Origin of the sequence: Actinoplanes sp. HUAS TT8, assembly GCF_051380535.1 — a bacterium.
Taxonomy (GTDB): Bacteria; Actinomycetota; Actinomycetes; order Mycobacteriales; family Micromonosporaceae; genus Actinoplanes.
In genome coordinates this window covers 7,320,471-7,334,320 of the sequence record NZ_CP195646.1, presented here as the reverse complement: position 1 = coordinate 7,334,320, position 13,850 = coordinate 7,320,471, and the positions used below count along the sequence as shown (strand labels likewise).

At 71.6% G+C, this 13,850-nt stretch carries 14 protein-coding genes; 8 read left to right on the top strand and 6 right to left on the bottom strand.

Annotated features, from left to right (window positions below; translation table 11 throughout):
• A complete protein-coding gene (locus ACSHV8_RS32360; RefSeq protein ID WP_436521937.1) occupies window positions 1–396 on the bottom strand; it encodes a hypothetical protein in 396 nt (131 codons plus the stop codon).
• A 304-nt stretch (window positions 397–700) separates the two neighbouring features.
• On the opposite strand from ACSHV8_RS32360, the gene hisH reads away from it, so the two are divergent.
• From hisH to hisF, 5 genes are all read left to right on the top strand, one after another.
• Window positions 701–1,318 carry an imidazole glycerol phosphate synthase subunit HisH gene (hisH, locus tag ACSHV8_RS32355; protein ID WP_436521935.1) on the top strand — a complete coding sequence of 206 codons (618 nt, stop codon included), beginning with the start codon at window positions 701–703 and terminating at the stop codon, window positions 1,316–1,318.
• Entirely contained in the window at window positions 1,315–1,635 is a 321-nt protein-coding gene (locus tag ACSHV8_RS32350; RefSeq protein ID WP_436521933.1) for a hypothetical protein, read from the top strand. Before hisH ends, ACSHV8_RS32350 begins: the two co-directional genes overlap by 4 nt.
• Window positions 1,636–1,645: 10 nt before the next feature.
• The gene (gene priA / locus ACSHV8_RS32345) at window positions 1,646–2,374 is read left to right on the top strand and encodes a bifunctional 1-(5-phosphoribosyl)-5-((5-phosphoribosylamino)methylideneamino)imidazole-4-carboxamide isomerase/phosphoribosylanthranilate isomerase PriA (RefSeq protein ID WP_436521931.1); all 729 of its coding nucleotides are present in this window, start codon (window positions 1,646–1,648) and stop codon (window positions 2,372–2,374) included.
• A gap of 68 nt (window positions 2,375–2,442) precedes the next feature.
• Window positions 2,443–3,318 (top strand): EamA family transporter, encoded by an 876-nt coding sequence (locus tag ACSHV8_RS32340; protein ID WP_436521929.1) that lies wholly within the window; start codon window positions 2,443–2,445, stop codon window positions 3,316–3,318.
• The gene (gene hisF, locus ACSHV8_RS32335; protein WP_436521927.1) at window positions 3,315–4,076 is read left to right on the top strand and encodes an imidazole glycerol phosphate synthase subunit HisF; all 762 of its coding nucleotides are present in this window, start codon (window positions 3,315–3,317) and stop codon (window positions 4,074–4,076) included. Before ACSHV8_RS32340 ends, hisF begins: the two co-directional genes overlap by 4 nt.
• A gap of 501 nt (window positions 4,077–4,577) precedes the next feature.
• Here hisF and ACSHV8_RS32330 read toward each other — a convergent pair.
• Both ACSHV8_RS32330 and ACSHV8_RS32325 read right to left on the bottom strand, forming a co-directional pair.
• Window positions 4,578–5,033 carry a hypothetical protein gene (locus ACSHV8_RS32330; protein WP_436521925.1) on the bottom strand — a complete coding sequence of 152 codons (456 nt, stop codon included), beginning with the start codon at window positions 5,031–5,033 and terminating at the stop codon, window positions 4,578–4,580.
• A 105-nt stretch (window positions 5,034–5,138) separates the two neighbouring features.
• Complete coding sequence (locus tag ACSHV8_RS32325; protein WP_436521923.1) at window positions 5,139–5,762, bottom strand: YczE/YyaS/YitT family protein; 624 nt, start codon at window positions 5,760–5,762, stop codon at window positions 5,139–5,141.
• Window positions 5,763–5,820: 58 nt separating this feature from the next.
• On the opposite strand from ACSHV8_RS32325, the gene ACSHV8_RS32320 reads away from it, so the two are divergent.
• On the top strand, window positions 5,821–7,275 hold the full coding sequence (locus tag ACSHV8_RS32320) for a PLP-dependent aminotransferase family protein (RefSeq protein WP_436521921.1): 1,455 nt from the start codon (window positions 5,821–5,823) through the stop codon (window positions 7,273–7,275).
• 464 nt (window positions 7,276–7,739) lie between these two features.
• Here the strand turns inward: ACSHV8_RS32320 and ACSHV8_RS32315 are convergent, their stop codons facing one another.
• Both ACSHV8_RS32315 and ACSHV8_RS32310 read right to left on the bottom strand, forming a co-directional pair.
• Window positions 7,740–8,078 (bottom strand): VOC family protein, encoded by a 339-nt coding sequence (locus tag ACSHV8_RS32315; RefSeq protein ID WP_436521919.1) that lies wholly within the window; start codon window positions 8,076–8,078, stop codon window positions 7,740–7,742.
• 306 nt (window positions 8,079–8,384) lie between these two features.
• Window positions 8,385–10,208 (bottom strand): AMP-dependent synthetase/ligase, encoded by a 1,824-nt coding sequence (locus ACSHV8_RS32310; protein WP_436521917.1) that lies wholly within the window; start codon window positions 10,206–10,208, stop codon window positions 8,385–8,387.
• 126 nt (window positions 10,209–10,334) lie between these two features.
• Between ACSHV8_RS32310 and ACSHV8_RS32305 the strand changes: the two genes are divergently transcribed.
• The gene (locus ACSHV8_RS32305; RefSeq protein WP_436521915.1) at window positions 10,335–11,204 is read left to right on the top strand and encodes a carbohydrate kinase family protein; all 870 of its coding nucleotides are present in this window, start codon (window positions 10,335–10,337) and stop codon (window positions 11,202–11,204) included.
• Between the two features lie 61 nt (window positions 11,205–11,265).
• Here the strand turns inward: ACSHV8_RS32305 and ACSHV8_RS32300 are convergent, their stop codons facing one another.
• Window positions 11,266–12,666 (bottom strand): PLP-dependent aminotransferase family protein, encoded by a 1,401-nt coding sequence (locus ACSHV8_RS32300; protein ID WP_436521913.1) that lies wholly within the window; start codon window positions 12,664–12,666, stop codon window positions 11,266–11,268.
• A gap of 96 nt (window positions 12,667–12,762) precedes the next feature.
• Here ACSHV8_RS32300 and ACSHV8_RS32295 point away from each other — a divergent pair, with 96 nt between their 5' ends.
• Window positions 12,763–12,978, top strand: a complete 216-nt coding sequence (locus ACSHV8_RS32295; RefSeq protein ID WP_436521911.1) for a hypothetical protein — start codon at window positions 12,763–12,765, stop codon at window positions 12,976–12,978.
• Window positions 12,979–13,850: the final 872 nt, after the last annotated feature.

Below are 13,850 nucleotides of genomic sequence, written 5' to 3'. Positions count from 1 at the left end.
TTACTCGTCGCCGCCGCTGACGGCGCAGAGCTTGTCGAGTTTGCGCCGGGTGACCAGAACCGCCGCGGTCGCGACCGGGTCGACCGGGATGGTGCCGGACTGGTGCGCGAGCAGCGCCGCCACGGCCGCGACCAGGGCGACCTCGCCGAGCTGTTTGGAGCCCGAGCCGAGCCGCTCATACCGCAGACCCTGGCAGATCGCGACGCGCAGCTGGCCCTCGAACTTGGAAAACCACCGGTCGAAGAAGTCGCGAAGATTGTTGGGGTCGGGATCGTCCCCGGAGGTGAGAATCAGGTCGGGATCGGCGTCGGGTGAAACGTAACTGGCATACCAGGTCTTCAATGCGAGATCGGGATCTTCGATGTACCTGTTGAAGACGTCGTCCGATGCGACCAACCGGATCACTCCTCGGCTGTCGTAGAGGCGCGGGGCGTGGGGCAGGGGCCGAACTATACCGACGACAGTAGCTCGCCGCAGCCGCCAATCGGGTGACGGGATCGGAACGACGCGCTGACGGCAATATCAACACGTATCCTTCCTCGAAACCGGGCACGATAGGATTCCTCGACGGAGCCGTGACGACCTCCGGCTCCACCGTGTCCCCGAACACCGCGCGGGGGCGTGCACGAACTTTCGCCTAGGTTGAACGCCGCTGTGTCAGTGCTGATGAGGTGGCCTGTGTAGTGCCGGGAGAAGATTGATGTCATCGGTGGTGATCCTCGACTACGGGTCGGGGAACCTGCGCAGCGCCGAGCGGGCCGTGGCCCGGACCGGGGTGGACGTCGTCGTCACCAGCGACCTCGACGCCGCGGCGGCCGCCGACGGTCTGGTCGTGCCCGGGGTCGGGGCCTACGCGGCCTGCATGGCCGGGATCGAGCAGCTGGGCGCCGGGCCGATGATCGCGCGGCGGGTCGCCGAGGGGCGGCCGGTGCTGGGCATCTGCGTCGGCATGCAGATCCTGTTCGAGTCCGGCGTCGAGCACGGGGTGGAGACCAAGGGGCTCGGGCTGCTGCCGGGCTCGGTCACGCGGCTGCAGGCCGAGCGGATCCCGCACATGGGGTGGAACACCGTGACCGTGCCGGCCGGCTCGACGCTGCTGGCCGGGGCGTCCGAGGGCACGCGGTTCTACTTCGTCCACTCGTACGCCGCGCAAGATCTTGATCTTTTGAAGGGTGCCGTGGTGACCACCGCGGCCCATGACCAGCCGTTCGTCGCCGTGGTCGAGGCGGGTGCGCTCAGCGCCGCCCAGTTCCACCCGGAGAAGTCGGCCGATGCCGGTTTCGCGCTGCTGAACAACTGGGTCCACACGCTCCGATGAGCAAGGAGCGCGCGCGACGGCGGGCCGAACGGCTCGTCGTCGAAGAACGAGAGAAGGCCGCCCGGGCCCGGAAGGTCGCCCGGCGGCAGCGTCGCCGCACCCTGATCCGGAAGCTGGCGCCACCGCGCCTGGGCCGCGACGGCCGTCTCTACCACCGCAGCCGCCGCCAGCGGATCGGCATCGTGATCGTCGCGGCGATCGCCATCGCCGCCGTCTGGCTGTTCATCCCGGATACGGCGCTGCGCATCCTGCTCACCGTCCTGCTCGTCCTGGCCGCCCCGGCCCTCGTGGTCGTCGTGCTCGGCCGCCGTTCATAGGAGATAGATCGTGACGCTTCACCTGCTGCCCGCCGTCGACGTCGCCGACGGCCAGGCGGTCCGCCTGGTCCAGGGCGCCGCCGGTTCCGAGACCGCCTACGGCGACCCGCTGGACGCGGCCCTGGCCTGGCAGAACGACGGCGCCGACTGGATTCACCTGGTCGACCTGGACGCCGCGTTCGGCCGCGGGTCGAACGCCGACCTGCTGGCCGAGGTGGTCGGCCGCCTCGACGTCAAGGTCGAGCTCTCCGGCGGCATCCGCGACGACGAGTCGCTGACCCGCGCCCTGGCCACCGGCGCCCAGCGGGTCAACATCGGTACCGCCGCGCTGGAGGACCCGGAGTGGTGCGACCGCATCTGCTCGGAGTACGGGGACCGTGTCGCCATCGGCCTTGACGTCCGCGGCCGCACCCTGGCCGCCCGCGGCTGGACCCGTGACGGCGGTGACCTGTACGACGTGCTCGCCCGCCTGGACAAGGCCGGCGCCACGCGGTACGTGGTCACCGACATCACCAAGGACGGCACCATGCGCGGCCCGAACCTGGAGCTGCTCCGCGAGGTGTGCTCGGCCACCGACCGTCCGGTGATCGCCAGCGGTGGCGTCTCCACCCTGGACGACCTGCGCGCGCTGGCCACCCTGGAGCCGATCGGCGTGGAGGGCGTGATCGCGGGCAAGGCGCTCTACGCGGGCGCGTTCACCGTCCGCGAGGCGCTGGCGGCGCTGCGCGAGACGCGGTAGTCCGGCTACACGAACGATGAAGTAATTGTCGCTGGTGCTTAACGGTTCCCGCCCGCCAGGCTGGAGCCATGAGGCCGCGCGACATCGCCCTGGCCGTCGCCGTGGCGGCGGTCTGGGGCGTCAACTTCGTCATCATCGAGACCGGGCTGGACCACTTCCCGCCCCTGCTCTTCTCCGCCCTGCGCTTCGGGCTGGCCGCGTTCCCGGCCGTCCTGTTCGTCGGCCGCCCGCAGGTGCCGTGGCGCTGGGTCGCGGCCGTCGCCCTGATCCTCGGCGTCGTCAAGTTCTCCCTGCTCTTCGCCGGGATGGCGGCCGGAATGCCGGCCGGACTGAGTTCGCTCGTCCTGCAGAGCCAGGCGATCTTCACGATGGTCTTCGCCACCCTGTTCCTGCGGGAACGTCCGCGCCCGGTGCAGATCGCCGGCCTGGCCCTGGCCGCCGCCGGGGTCGCCCTGGTGGCGACCCGCACGGGCGCCGGGCTGCCGGCGTTCCTGCTGGTCATCGGCGCGGCCGTGGCCTGGGGCCTGTCGAACGTGGCCACCCGCAAGGCGTCCCCGCCGGACACGCTGAACTTCATGGTCTGGGTCAGTGCGCTCGCCACCGGCCCCCTGTTCGTGCTGTCCCTGCTGGTCGACGGTCCGTCGGCCGACCTGGCGGCGCTGCGCGCGGTCGACACCGAGGCGATCCTGGCCCTGCTCTACATCGCGCTGCTCTCCACCCTCGCCGGATTCGGGGTGTGGGGCTACCTGATCCGCAAGCACGGCGCCGCGACCGTCGCCCCGTTCTCCATGCTGGTCCCGTTCTTCGGCATCGGATCGGCCGCGCTGATCCTCGGCGAACCGGTGCACCCGATCGACGTCGCCGGCGGGGCCCTGGTGGTCGGCGGAGTGCTCCTGGGACTGGTCTCGGTCACCAGGGCCCAGCTCGTTAGGGTGGAAGCATGACGGTCGCGGTGCGTGTTATCCCCTGCCTGGACGTGGACGCCGGACGGGTGGTGAAAGGGGTCAACTTCGTCGACCTCCGCGACGCCGGCGACCCGGTCGAACTGGCCGCCGCCTACGACGCGGCCGGCGCCGACGAGCTGACCTTCCTCGACGTGACCGCCTCCTCCGACGACCGCGGCACCATGCTCGACGTGGTCCGCCGCACCGCCGAGAGCGTCTTCATCCCGCTCACCGTCGGTGGTGGTGTCCGCTCGGTGGAGAACGTGGACGTTCTCCTGCGGGCCGGCGCGGACAAGGTCGGCGTCAACACCGCCGCGATCAACCGTCCCGCCCTCATCAGCGAGATCGCCTCCCGGTTCGGCAATCAGGTGCTGGTGCTGTCGCTCGACGTGCGCCGCTCGGCCGACCAGCCGTCCGGGTGGGAGGTCACCACCCACGGCGGACGCCGCAGCGCCGGCCTCGACGCGGTCGAGTGGGCGGCCCGGGTGGCCGAGCTCGGCGCCGGCGAGATCCTGCTCAACTCCATGGACGCCGACGGGACCAAAGCCGGTTTCGACCTCGACCTGATCCGCGCCGTCCGCGCCGTCGTGGACATCCCGGTCATCGCCAGCGGTGGGGCCGGGGCGGTCGAGCACTTCCCGCCCGCGGTCGAGGCCGGGGCCGACGCGGTGCTGGCAGCCAGCGTCTTCCACTTCGGTGACCTGACGATCGGCGAGGTCAAACAAACCCTGCGGGACGCCGGCAATCCGGTCCGCTGACGGCTTCATTCAAGGACAACCCCCGCTTGGGTACGGCCTGAGCACCGCCCCGCCGCCCCGACCGCCCGCCGTCGCCCGCCACCGACCCGCCCCGCCGTCGCCAGCCTGTCACCGACCCGTCCCGCGTCGCCCGCCCGCGACCTACGCGCGGGTCCCGCTCGGCTGCGCGTCCCCGGCCGGTCGGCTGGTGCTCACGGCTGTTTTTGGGCTTTGAAACAGCCCTCAGCGCCAGCTGAGGGGCGGGAGTCGCCGGGCGGCCGTGAGTGGTTGCATCCTCGCGCGGGAGTGCCACGGGACTCGGCCATGGACGTACGGGAAAATCGGTTTTGTCGGTTTTGTTGTCCGCGAGGCCGGGCGCGGGCCAGGCCGGCGGCAACAGGCCCGGCGTGAGGTGGGCCGGCGGCGACAGGTCGGCGCGGGGCCGGGCCGGGGGCGGCAGGTCGGCGCGGGGCCGGGCCGGGGGCGACAGGTCGGCGTGCGGTGGGTCGGGCGTGGGTGGGTTCAGCGGCCGTCGGCCAGGCGCAGGCTGTACTCGCGGACGGCCGCGTTGTAGGCGATCTCGTCCAGCGCCCAGTCCGTATACCCCGGCTCGGCGGCCCGGTTGAGCTGCGCCTGCAAGGTCATCACGGCTGAGGAGAGGCCGCTGAACGGCCGGGTCCGCCAGAGCTGCTCGCCGGCCGGGGCGACCTCGATGATGTCGTCCTCGACGGTGATCAGCCCGGCGCCGGCGAGGCGGCGGACGGACTCCTCGAGATCGGCGCGGCTGGGCACGCTGTGGTGCAGGAAGTCGGCCGCGGCGAGCAGATCGGCGAGCGTCGCTCCGGACACGGGCAGGGCGGCGTGCAGCGCCCGGTCGCGTTCCAGGCGCTCAGCGATGACCGCGGAGACGAAGATCCACGCGTCGTTCCAGTTCCAGCCGCCGGCCCCCATGCCGCAATGATGCCGTGTGGTCGTCATGTCGGGAAGCGAATGTGTCCGGATGATCACTGGCTCATGGCGGGGGGTAAAACAGGATGTTCACCCTTGATAAGTGCATAGGCCGCACATCGGGGTCGGCTCGTCTCAATGTGCGGGCACCGCACCGGTGTTCGGTACGCGCCCGGAGTCACGGACCGTCAGCCTCGGCAGGAACAGGTGCACGAGCGGTCCGATGGCCAGCGCGTAGGCGATCGTGCCGACCCCGACCGTGCCGCCGAGCAGGACGCCGACGCCGAGAACGAGCAGCTCGATGCCGGTCCGGATGACCCGGATGGACAGCCGGGGGAAGCGCCCGGCCAGCCCGGTCATCAGGCCGTCGCGCGGGCCCGGGCCCATCCGGCTGCCGATGTAGAGCCCGGTCGCGAACCCGTTCAGCAGAATGCCGCCGACCAGCAGGCCGATCCGGGCCGCGATGGTGTGGCCGGCCGGGAGCACGGCCAGCGCCGCGTCGGCCGAGAAACCGATGATCACCAGATTGGCCACCGTGCCGACGCCCGGCCGCTGGCGCAGCGGGATCCACAACAGCAGCACCGGGATGCCGACGAGCAGCACGATCCAGCCGAAGCTGATCCCGGTCACCTCGGAGAGCCCCTGGTGGAAGACGTCCCACGGGTTGAGGCCGAGCCCGGACTCGATCATCAGGGCCATGCTGACGCCGTACAGGACCAGGCCGACGAGGAGCTGTGTGATGCGACGAACCAGGCTCATGCTGCCACTCTCGATGCCAATTCGATGGTGTTAAAGTGCCAATTCTCGGGAGGTGGCTATGACAACGTCGGTTCGAGGGGACCAATTGGCCCGGCTGCTCGGCCGGTGGCATGCACTGCCGGGTCGCCACCGCAGTCCGGACTACGCCGCGCTGGGCGCCGCCGTGCGCGGGCTGCTCTCCGACGGACGCCTCGCCCTGGGCGTGCGGCTGCCCGCCGAGCGGGAACTGGCCGAGTCGCTCGGCGTGAGCCGGACGACGGTGTCGGCGGCCTACCGGGCCCTCCGCGAGAGTGGTCACCTGACCAGCCGTCGCGGCGCCGGCAGCTGGACCACCCTGCCCAACGGGCACCGCGTCGCCACCTCCGGCCTGTGGACCCCGGACGACGACCTCGACATGATCGACATGGGGGTGGCCGCGTCGGCCGCCCCGGTCGAGCTGGTCCCGGCTGCCCGCGCCGCCGCCGACGAACTGCCCCGCTACCTGGGCAGCGCCGGCTACCACCCGACCGGCCTGCCCGAACTGCGCTCGGCCGTCGCCGAGATCTACACCAGCCGCGGCGTGCCCACCTCGACCGAGCAGATCCTGGTCACCAGCGGCACCCAGCAGGCCCTCGACCTGGTCCTGCGGCTCACCGTCCCGGCCGGCGCGCCCGTCCTGGTCGAGACGCCGACCTACCCGAACGCGCTGGCCGCGCTCTCCGCCCGCCGCGCCCGGATCAGCACCCACGGCATGGACACCGCCACCGGCTGGGACGCCGAACTGCTCCTGAGCGCGCTGCGCCAGACCCGGCCCCGCCTGGCCTACATGATCACCGAGTTCCAGAACCCGACCGGCCACCTGATGCCGGCCGAGCTGCGCGAACGCATGGTCGCCACGGCCCACTCCAGCGGCACCGAACTCGTCGTCGACGAATCCTTCGTGGACCTGCCCCTCGACGAACCGGACATGCCGCCGCCGGTCGCCGTCTTCGACCGGCACTCCCGCGTGATGTCGATCGGCGGGATGTCCAAGCCGTACTGGGGTGGCCTGCGCATCGGCTGGGTCCGCGCCTCCGCGCCCCTCGTCCAGCGCCTCGCCGCGATCCGCGTCGGCGTCGACATGGCCAGCCCGGTCCTGGAACAGCTCGTCGCCGTCCAGTTGCTCCAGCTCGCGCCGTCGATCGTCGCGGCCCGCCGCGCCCAACTCCGCTTCCGGCGGGATGCCCTGGTCACGGCGTTGCGCGAACAACTTCCGGAGTGGCGCTTCTTCGTCCCCGGCGGCGGCGTCACCCTCTGGGCCGAACTCGACGGGCCGATCTCCAGCGCCCTCTCCCGCGCCGCCGAAGACGTCGGCGTGCGCCTCGCACCCGGCCCGCGCTTCGGCCTCGACGGCACGCTCGAACGCTTCCTGCGCCTGCCGTTCACCCTGCCCGCCGACGACCTCGTCGAAGCCGTCCGCCGCATCGCCTCCGTCCGCCACGACCTCGACCGTGGCCCACGACCTGCCTGGCGGACGCCTGCGGTCATTGCTTAAAACCTTTCATTGCCTATCTCCGCCGTGGTCCAGACCGTCGCTCCCGCGGGGACCCTTCCGGTCCTCGCAGGGCGCTGGCGCGCCCAGAACGCGAGGCCCGCAAGGGCGACGTGGTCGGGTGGTCACGCTCAAGGCAAAAACCCCACCCACCCCCAAACACCAGCACAAGCCCCGAAACCCCGCAGCCCGCCCGCCGGCCCGGCCGGCTTCCACCCGCGTCCCGGCCCGCGAGCCAGTCGCCACCCAAGCCCCGTCGGTGGTGTTGAGCTGGTGCTCAGGGCTGTCTCACCTCGTTTGAGACAGCCCTGACAACCAGCTGGGACCCCGGCTTGCGCTCGTGGGCTGGGAGCGCGGCTCGTGTCGGGGTTGTGGTGCGGTCGTGTCGGGGCGCGGGGTGACGCTTGGGGCGGGCCGGCTGCGGGGCGGGGTTTTTGGCCGAGGCTGCGGGCGGGGTGCGGGGTGGGTCAGGTGGTGGGGGCCTGGTAGAGGCCGAGGCGGTTGCCGTCGGGGTCGCGGAGGGTGGCGATCAGGGGGCCGCCCACGTCGCGGATGGCGTGTTCCTCGGTGGCGCCGGCGGCCAGGAGGGAGTCGACTTCGGCTTTGATGTCGTCGACGTGCCAGAAGACGACCGGGCCGGCGGCTACGTCGCCGTGGGGGTCGAGGCCGAGTTCGGGGCCGGATTCGGGGCGGAAGCCGACGTAGTACGGGGCGTCGGCGTACGGCTCGGTGCCGAGCAGCTTCGTGTACAGGGCCTTGGCGGCGTCCAGGTTTTTGACCGGGACGGTGATCGTGCGGATCGGCATGGCTATCCCTTCGTCGCGTCGGACCGTCAAACCGTATGACGGGCCGGGCGGAGGGGTGTGGCGATGAGCGAATCCGGACCGGCCGCCCGGTGGACGGGTTTGTTGCCCTGACCGCGACCAGAAGACCACGTCGCCCTTGCGGGCCTCGCGTTCTGGCCGCGCCAGCGGCCTGCGAGGCCCGGAAGGGTCCCCGCGGGAGCGACGGTCTGTACCCCGGCGGACCGGGGCAATGAAGAATGTGATTTTGGGTGGACAGCAGGAGAGGCCGCCCCCTGGAACGGGAAGCGGCCTCTCCGGCGGAAGCGGTCAGATCTGGGCGAGGGAGCCCTCGTACATTTTCTCGATCTGGTCGGAGAAGTTGGTCTCGACGCTGCGGCGCTTGATCTTCATGGACGGGGTGATCTCGCCGGCCTCGATGCTCAGGTCGCGGGGGAGGATCGTGAACTTCTTGACCGTCTCCCAGCGGTTGAGCTTGCCGTTCAGCTCGGCCAGGTAGCCCTCGACCAGCTTGTGGGTCTCCGGCGCGGCGACGATCTCGGCGTAGCTCTTGCCGGCCAGAGGGCCGTCGGCGGCCCAGCCGGCGATCGCGTCCTCGTCCAGGGTGATCAGCATGGTGACGAAGTTGCGGGACTGGCCGACGACGATCGCCTGCGACGTGTACGGGCAGACCGCCTTGAACGCGCCCTCGATCGCGGACGGCGCGATGAACTTGCCACCGGACGTCTTGACCAGGTCCTTCTTGCGGTCGGTGATCTTCAGGAAGCCGTCCGCATCGAGCTCGCCGATGTCGCCGGTACGCAGGAAGCCGTCCTCGGTGAACGCCTCGGCGGTGGCCTCGGGCAGGTTGTGGTAGCCCCGCATGACCGGGGCGCCGCGCAGCAGCACCTCGCCGTCGGTGTCGATGCGGACCTCGAGGTCACCGAGCGCCTCACCGACCGAACCGATCTTGAGACGGCCGTGCCGGTTCACGAAGTTGGCCGCGGAGGCCTCGGTCATGCCGTAGCCCTCCAGGATCGGCAGGTTGGCCGCGGCGAAGAACTCGGCGATGTCCCGGCTGAGCGCGGCCGAACCGCTGACCAGCACCCGCAGGTTGCCGCCGAGCTTGGCCTGCAGCTTGGAGAAGACCAGCTTCTCGGCGATCGTGTACTGCGCCTTGAGGCCGGCCGGGACCGGCTTGCCGGCCTGCTCCAGCGCCACCTTCTTCTTACCGGTGGCGACCGCCCAGGTGAAGATCTTCGGCTTCAGGCCGGAACCGGCGAGACCGCTGGTCACGGTCTTGTTGTAGACCTTCTCGAAGATGCGCGGCGGGGCGCACATCAACGTCGGCTTGATCACCGCGAGCAGGTCGATCAGCTTGTCGACCCGGCCGTCGACGTAGGTCGGCACGCCGACGTGCACGATGCCGCAGAGCAGCGTCTTGCCGAACGCGTGCGACATCGGCAGCCACAGGTAGTGCAGGTCGGTGGGGGAGAACAGGCCGGTGGTCTCCTGGGCCACGCCCTCCCAGGTCCAGGCCCGGTGCAGCAGCTCGACGCCCTTGGGGCGGCCGGTGGTGCCGGAGGTGTAGATCAGGGTGGCGATGTTCTCCGGGCCCAGGCCGGCGACCACGTCGTCGATCAGGCCCGGGTCACGCTGCAGGGCCGCGGCGCCCAGCGCCTCCAGCTCGGCCAGGGTGATCTGCGGCGGGGTGGCGCCGGCGTCGGCCGCGCCGTCGATCAGCACGACCTTGGTCAGGCTGGTCGACGCGCCGGCGATCTTCAGCGCCTGCTTCGGGTTCTCGGCGATCAGCACCTTCGACCCGGAGTCGGACACGATGAACGTGGTGTCCTCCGGCTCGGTGGTCGGATAGACGGTGGTGGCGGCCGCGCCGGCCACGTTGATCCCGAGGTCGGCCAGCACCCACTCCAGGCGGGTGCTGGACAGGATCGCGACCCGGTCCTCCAGCCCGATGCCGAGCTCACGCAGGCCGGCCCCGATGGCCCTGGCCCGCTCGCCCACCTGCCGCCAGGTCAGCCAGTTCATGCCGGTGTCGTCGGCGTTCGGCCCGGCGAACGCCCGCGCGTCCGGAGTCTTGGCCACGCGCTGGAACAGCATGTCCGGGATCGACCGGTAGGGAACCTCGAGAGCCATCAAGCGCCGCCTTCAAACCTCAACGGGGGGGACGTAACGTCGTTGTTACCGCAGGGTAATGGGATGGCGGTGACACGGCTAGAGCGCCCCGGAAACTGCTCCAATCCTAATCGCTACCTTGCGTTCATGACTTTCCTGGTGATCGGCGGGACCGGTATCGACACGGTGGTCCCGGTGGCCGGCCTTCCGGTGCTCGGCGCGGACTCGGCCCGGCCCCGCGGGCCGATCGAGGACCACGTGTCGCACACCGGCACGTGCGTGGCCCTCGGACTGCGCGCCCTGGGGGAATCGGTGCAGGTCATCGACACTGTCGGGGACGACGAGCCGGGGCGGCGGGTGGTGGCGGCGTTCCGGGAGTGGGGGATACCGCTGCGGGTGGCGCCGGCTCCTCGGGGGACCCGCAGGGCGGTCAACCTGATGAGCCCGGACGGGGGACGGCTTTCGCTGTACGACGGCCGGGACGTCCCCGGGCATCGGCTGCCCGAGGAGTACTGGCGACCGCTCCCGCCCGGGATCCGGCACGTGCACGTGACGATCGTGGACTGGGCGCGGCATCTCCTGCCCGGGCTGCGGGCGGACGGGGTGACGATCTCCACCGATCTGCACGACTGGGACGGGGAGGACCCGTATCACCGGGACTTCGCGCTCGGGGCGGACGTCGTGTTCGTCAGCGGGGTCCAGCTGCGGGCGGGCGCAGCCGAGTGGATCCTGCGGACCGGGGTGGCCGATCGGGTGGTGGTGACGCGCGGGAGCGGCGGGGCCGACCTGGTCACCCGGGACGGGGTTGCGCATCGGGACGCGGCCGACCCGGGGGAGCCGATCGTGGACACGAACGGGGCCGGGGACGCGTTCGCCGCTGCCTTTCTGGCCGGGCGGGCCGCGGGGAAGAGCGACGGGGAGTGTTTGGACGACGGGGTGGTGGCCGGGGCGTATGCGTGTACCCGGACGGTCGGGGCGGGAGCGTTCATCAGCCGGGCCGGGCTGAACCGGCACTGACGGTCGCGGGTGCGGGAACGGCTCGCTGGACGGCCTCTTCGTCGCGACGGGTGGGCGGGGCTCACGCCGTACGTGAGGATGGTTTTGACGGGAAGAATGAGGACAGGAGAGCCAGGCCCTCGTCGATCACTGCGGGATTGATCGCGCCGAAGCCGAGGACCAGGCCGCGCCGGCCGCCGCTGTAGCGGGACAGATCGTCGACCGACAGGGGCGACATTTCGGGAAGGTCGGAGTCGGTCAAAGCGGTCACGTGCAAGCCGGCCGCCGACGGCACCACCGACAACCCCGGCACCAGGTCCAGCGCGGCAACGATCCGATCATGCCGGGCGGCGTACTCCCGCCGGGCCCGCCGCACATGCCGCGCCAACTCGCCCTCGTCGATGAACCGGGCCAGCGCCGCCTGCATGGCCACATGCCCGTGCCCGTCACTCAGCTGCCGAGCCGCCGCGAGGGCGGACCGCAGACCGGGCGGGCTGAGGACGAATCCGGTCCGGACCGTCGGCAGCATGCTCTTCGAGAACGTCCCCACGTAGAGCACCCGTTCGCCCCGGTCCAGCGCCCGCAACGGCTCCAGCGGACGGCTGCCGAACCGGAACTCGCTGTCGTAGTCGTCCTCCACGATCGCCGTCTGCCGGCGTCGCGCCCAGTCGAGGAGTTGCCGGCGCCGGGGCAGGCTGAGCACCGGCCCGAGCGGAAACTGGTGGGACGGCGTGACGTAGACGATCCGCGCGTGCGCCGGCAGTTCGTCCACCACGAGCCCCTCGCCGTCCACGGGAACCCCGACGATCCGCGCGCCGAGCGACGCGAACAGGGCGCGGGCCGGCGGATAGCCCGGCTCCTCCATCGCGACCGTGTCGCCGGGGCGCAGCAGCACCCGTCCGATCAGGTCGAACGCGTGCTGCGCGCCGTTGGTGACGATCACCTCGTCGGTGCTCGCCCGGACCGACCGGGCGTACCCGAGGTAGCGCGCGATCGCCGCCCGCAACGCCGGATGCCCGTACGGGTCGGCGTACGTCCCGGGCCCGTTCGCCCGCAACCGCAGCTCGGCGCCGACCATCCGCCGCCACGTGTCGAACGGGAAGAGCCCGGCATCCGGGATGCCGACCCGGAAGTCGAACCGCGGTGCGGGCGCGTTCCCGCTCGTCGGCTCCGGGGCGAAGGTCCAGCCGGCGCGCGGGCGCAACGGGTCCGGCACCGAACGCGGCGGCCGGTGCGGCGTCCGGGCCGGTGCGACGAACGTGCCGGCGCCGACACGCGCGGTCAGATGCCCCTCGGCGACCAGTCGTTCGTACGCGCCGGCCACACTGCCCCGGGAAACGCCCAGGTCGGCGGCGAGCGAACGACTGGCCGGCAGTCGATGCCCGGCCGGAAGTCGTCCGTCCGCGATGGCCGTGCGCAACGCCCGGTACACCGCGGCGGTCGTCCCGCCCGCGCCCGGACCGGTCTCGATCACCAGATCCACGCCTCGACGGTATAGACAAACCAGGATGCCCGCCCGGCGTAGTCCGACGCCTACGCTCAGGCACGGAGCATTTCGATGAAGTTCGAGGGGGATGGCATGAAGATCCGACGTGGCAGATTCCGAGCGGCCGTCGTGCTGCTCGTGGTGGCGGGTGCGATCGGGCTGACGTCCGGTCCGGCCGCGGCGGCGACTCCCGGCGTGTCCCTGCTCGGCCCGGGCACCGACGTGTCCCTGCTCGACAACCCGGCGGTCTCCCTGCTCGGCAGCCCGGCCGTGTCGCTGCTCGACAGCCCGGCCGTCTCCCTGCTCTGACCTGCCCTTCCCCCGTAGTCCTGACCTTCGCCGCCGCCCTTCCCCGGCCCACCCGCCCGGAAGGCCGGCGGCGAAACCCTTTCAAGCCCAAACCCATTCGCGCGTACGGCGCCCGCCCCGCCCCCGGCGCGACACCCCCGGCCCGACACCCGCCCCGGCCCGGCACCCGCCTTGGCGGCGACCGCCGGCCTGGCACCCGCTCCCGCCCCGGCAGCGACCGCCAGCCCGACAGCGTCGCGAGCGCGTCGATCGAGACCGCCCAGCGAGAGTCGCCGGCTCAGCTGGCGCTGACGGTCGTCCCCAACCCCCCAACCCAGCCGCCAGCACCAGCTGAGAGCGTCCAGCTGGTGCTGGCGGCTGTTGTTCGGCGTGGGACCGACCGTGAGTGCCAGCTGAGAGCGTCCGGCTGGTGCTGGCGGCTGTTGTTCGGCGTGGGACCGACCGTGAGTGCCAGCTGAGAGCGTCCGGCTGGTGCTGGCGGCTGTTGTTCGGCGTGGGACCGACCGTGAGTGCCAGCTGAGAGCGTCCGGCTGGTGCTGGTGGCTGTTGTTCGGGCGCAAAACCGACCGTGAGTGCCAGCTGTGGGTGTCCGGCTGGTGCTGGTGGCTGTTGTTGGGCGTGGGGCGGACCGTGAGTGCCAGCTGCAACCGCTCGGCCCGTGATCAGGGTTGCCGACCGGGCCGGATGGCAGCCGTGAGTGCCGGCTGGGGAGGGTCTGACTGCGGGACGCCCGGGCATGCGCGGTCGGGTGCGGTGTCGCGGCGGCGCCGGCGGGCGTGGTGGTCGCGGCGGCGCCGGTGGGCGTGGTGGTCGCGGCGGCGCCGGCGGGCGTGTGGTTGGGCGGTGACGGTGGGCGTGTGGTCGGGTGGCGC

What these genes read in the sequence shown, in the direction of transcription:
- hisH (WP_436521935.1), top strand. Translation starts at nt 701, where the DNA reads ATGTCATCGGTGGTGATCCTCGACTACGGGTCGGGGAACCTGCGCAGC.
- ACSHV8_RS32350 (WP_436521933.1), top strand. Translation starts at nt 1,315, where the DNA reads ATGAGCAAGGAGCGCGCGCGACGGCGGGCCGAACGGCTCGTCGTCGAA.
- ACSHV8_RS32340 (WP_436521929.1), top strand. Translation starts at nt 2,443, where the DNA reads ATGAGGCCGCGCGACATCGCCCTGGCCGTCGCCGTGGCGGCGGTCTGG.
- hisF (WP_436521927.1), top strand. Translation starts at nt 3,315, where the DNA reads ATGACGGTCGCGGTGCGTGTTATCCCCTGCCTGGACGTGGACGCCGGA.
- ACSHV8_RS32330 (WP_436521925.1), bottom strand. Translation starts at nt 5,033, where the DNA reads ATGACGACCACACGGCATCATTGCGGCATGGGGGCCGGCGGCTGGAAC.
- ACSHV8_RS32325 (WP_436521923.1), bottom strand. Translation starts at nt 5,762, where the DNA reads ATGAGCCTGGTTCGTCGCATCACACAGCTCCTCGTCGGCCTGGTCCTG.
- ACSHV8_RS32320 (WP_436521921.1), top strand. Translation starts at nt 5,821, where the DNA reads ATGACAACGTCGGTTCGAGGGGACCAATTGGCCCGGCTGCTCGGCCGG.
- ACSHV8_RS32315 (WP_436521919.1), bottom strand. Translation starts at nt 8,078, where the DNA reads ATGCCGATCCGCACGATCACCGTCCCGGTCAAAAACCTGGACGCCGCC.
- ACSHV8_RS32310 (WP_436521917.1), bottom strand. Translation starts at nt 10,208, where the DNA reads ATGGCTCTCGAGGTTCCCTACCGGTCGATCCCGGACATGCTGTTCCAG.
- ACSHV8_RS32305 (WP_436521915.1), top strand. Translation starts at nt 10,335, where the DNA reads ATGACTTTCCTGGTGATCGGCGGGACCGGTATCGACACGGTGGTCCCG.
- ACSHV8_RS32295 (WP_436521911.1), top strand. Translation starts at nt 12,763, where the DNA reads ATGAAGATCCGACGTGGCAGATTCCGAGCGGCCGTCGTGCTGCTCGTG.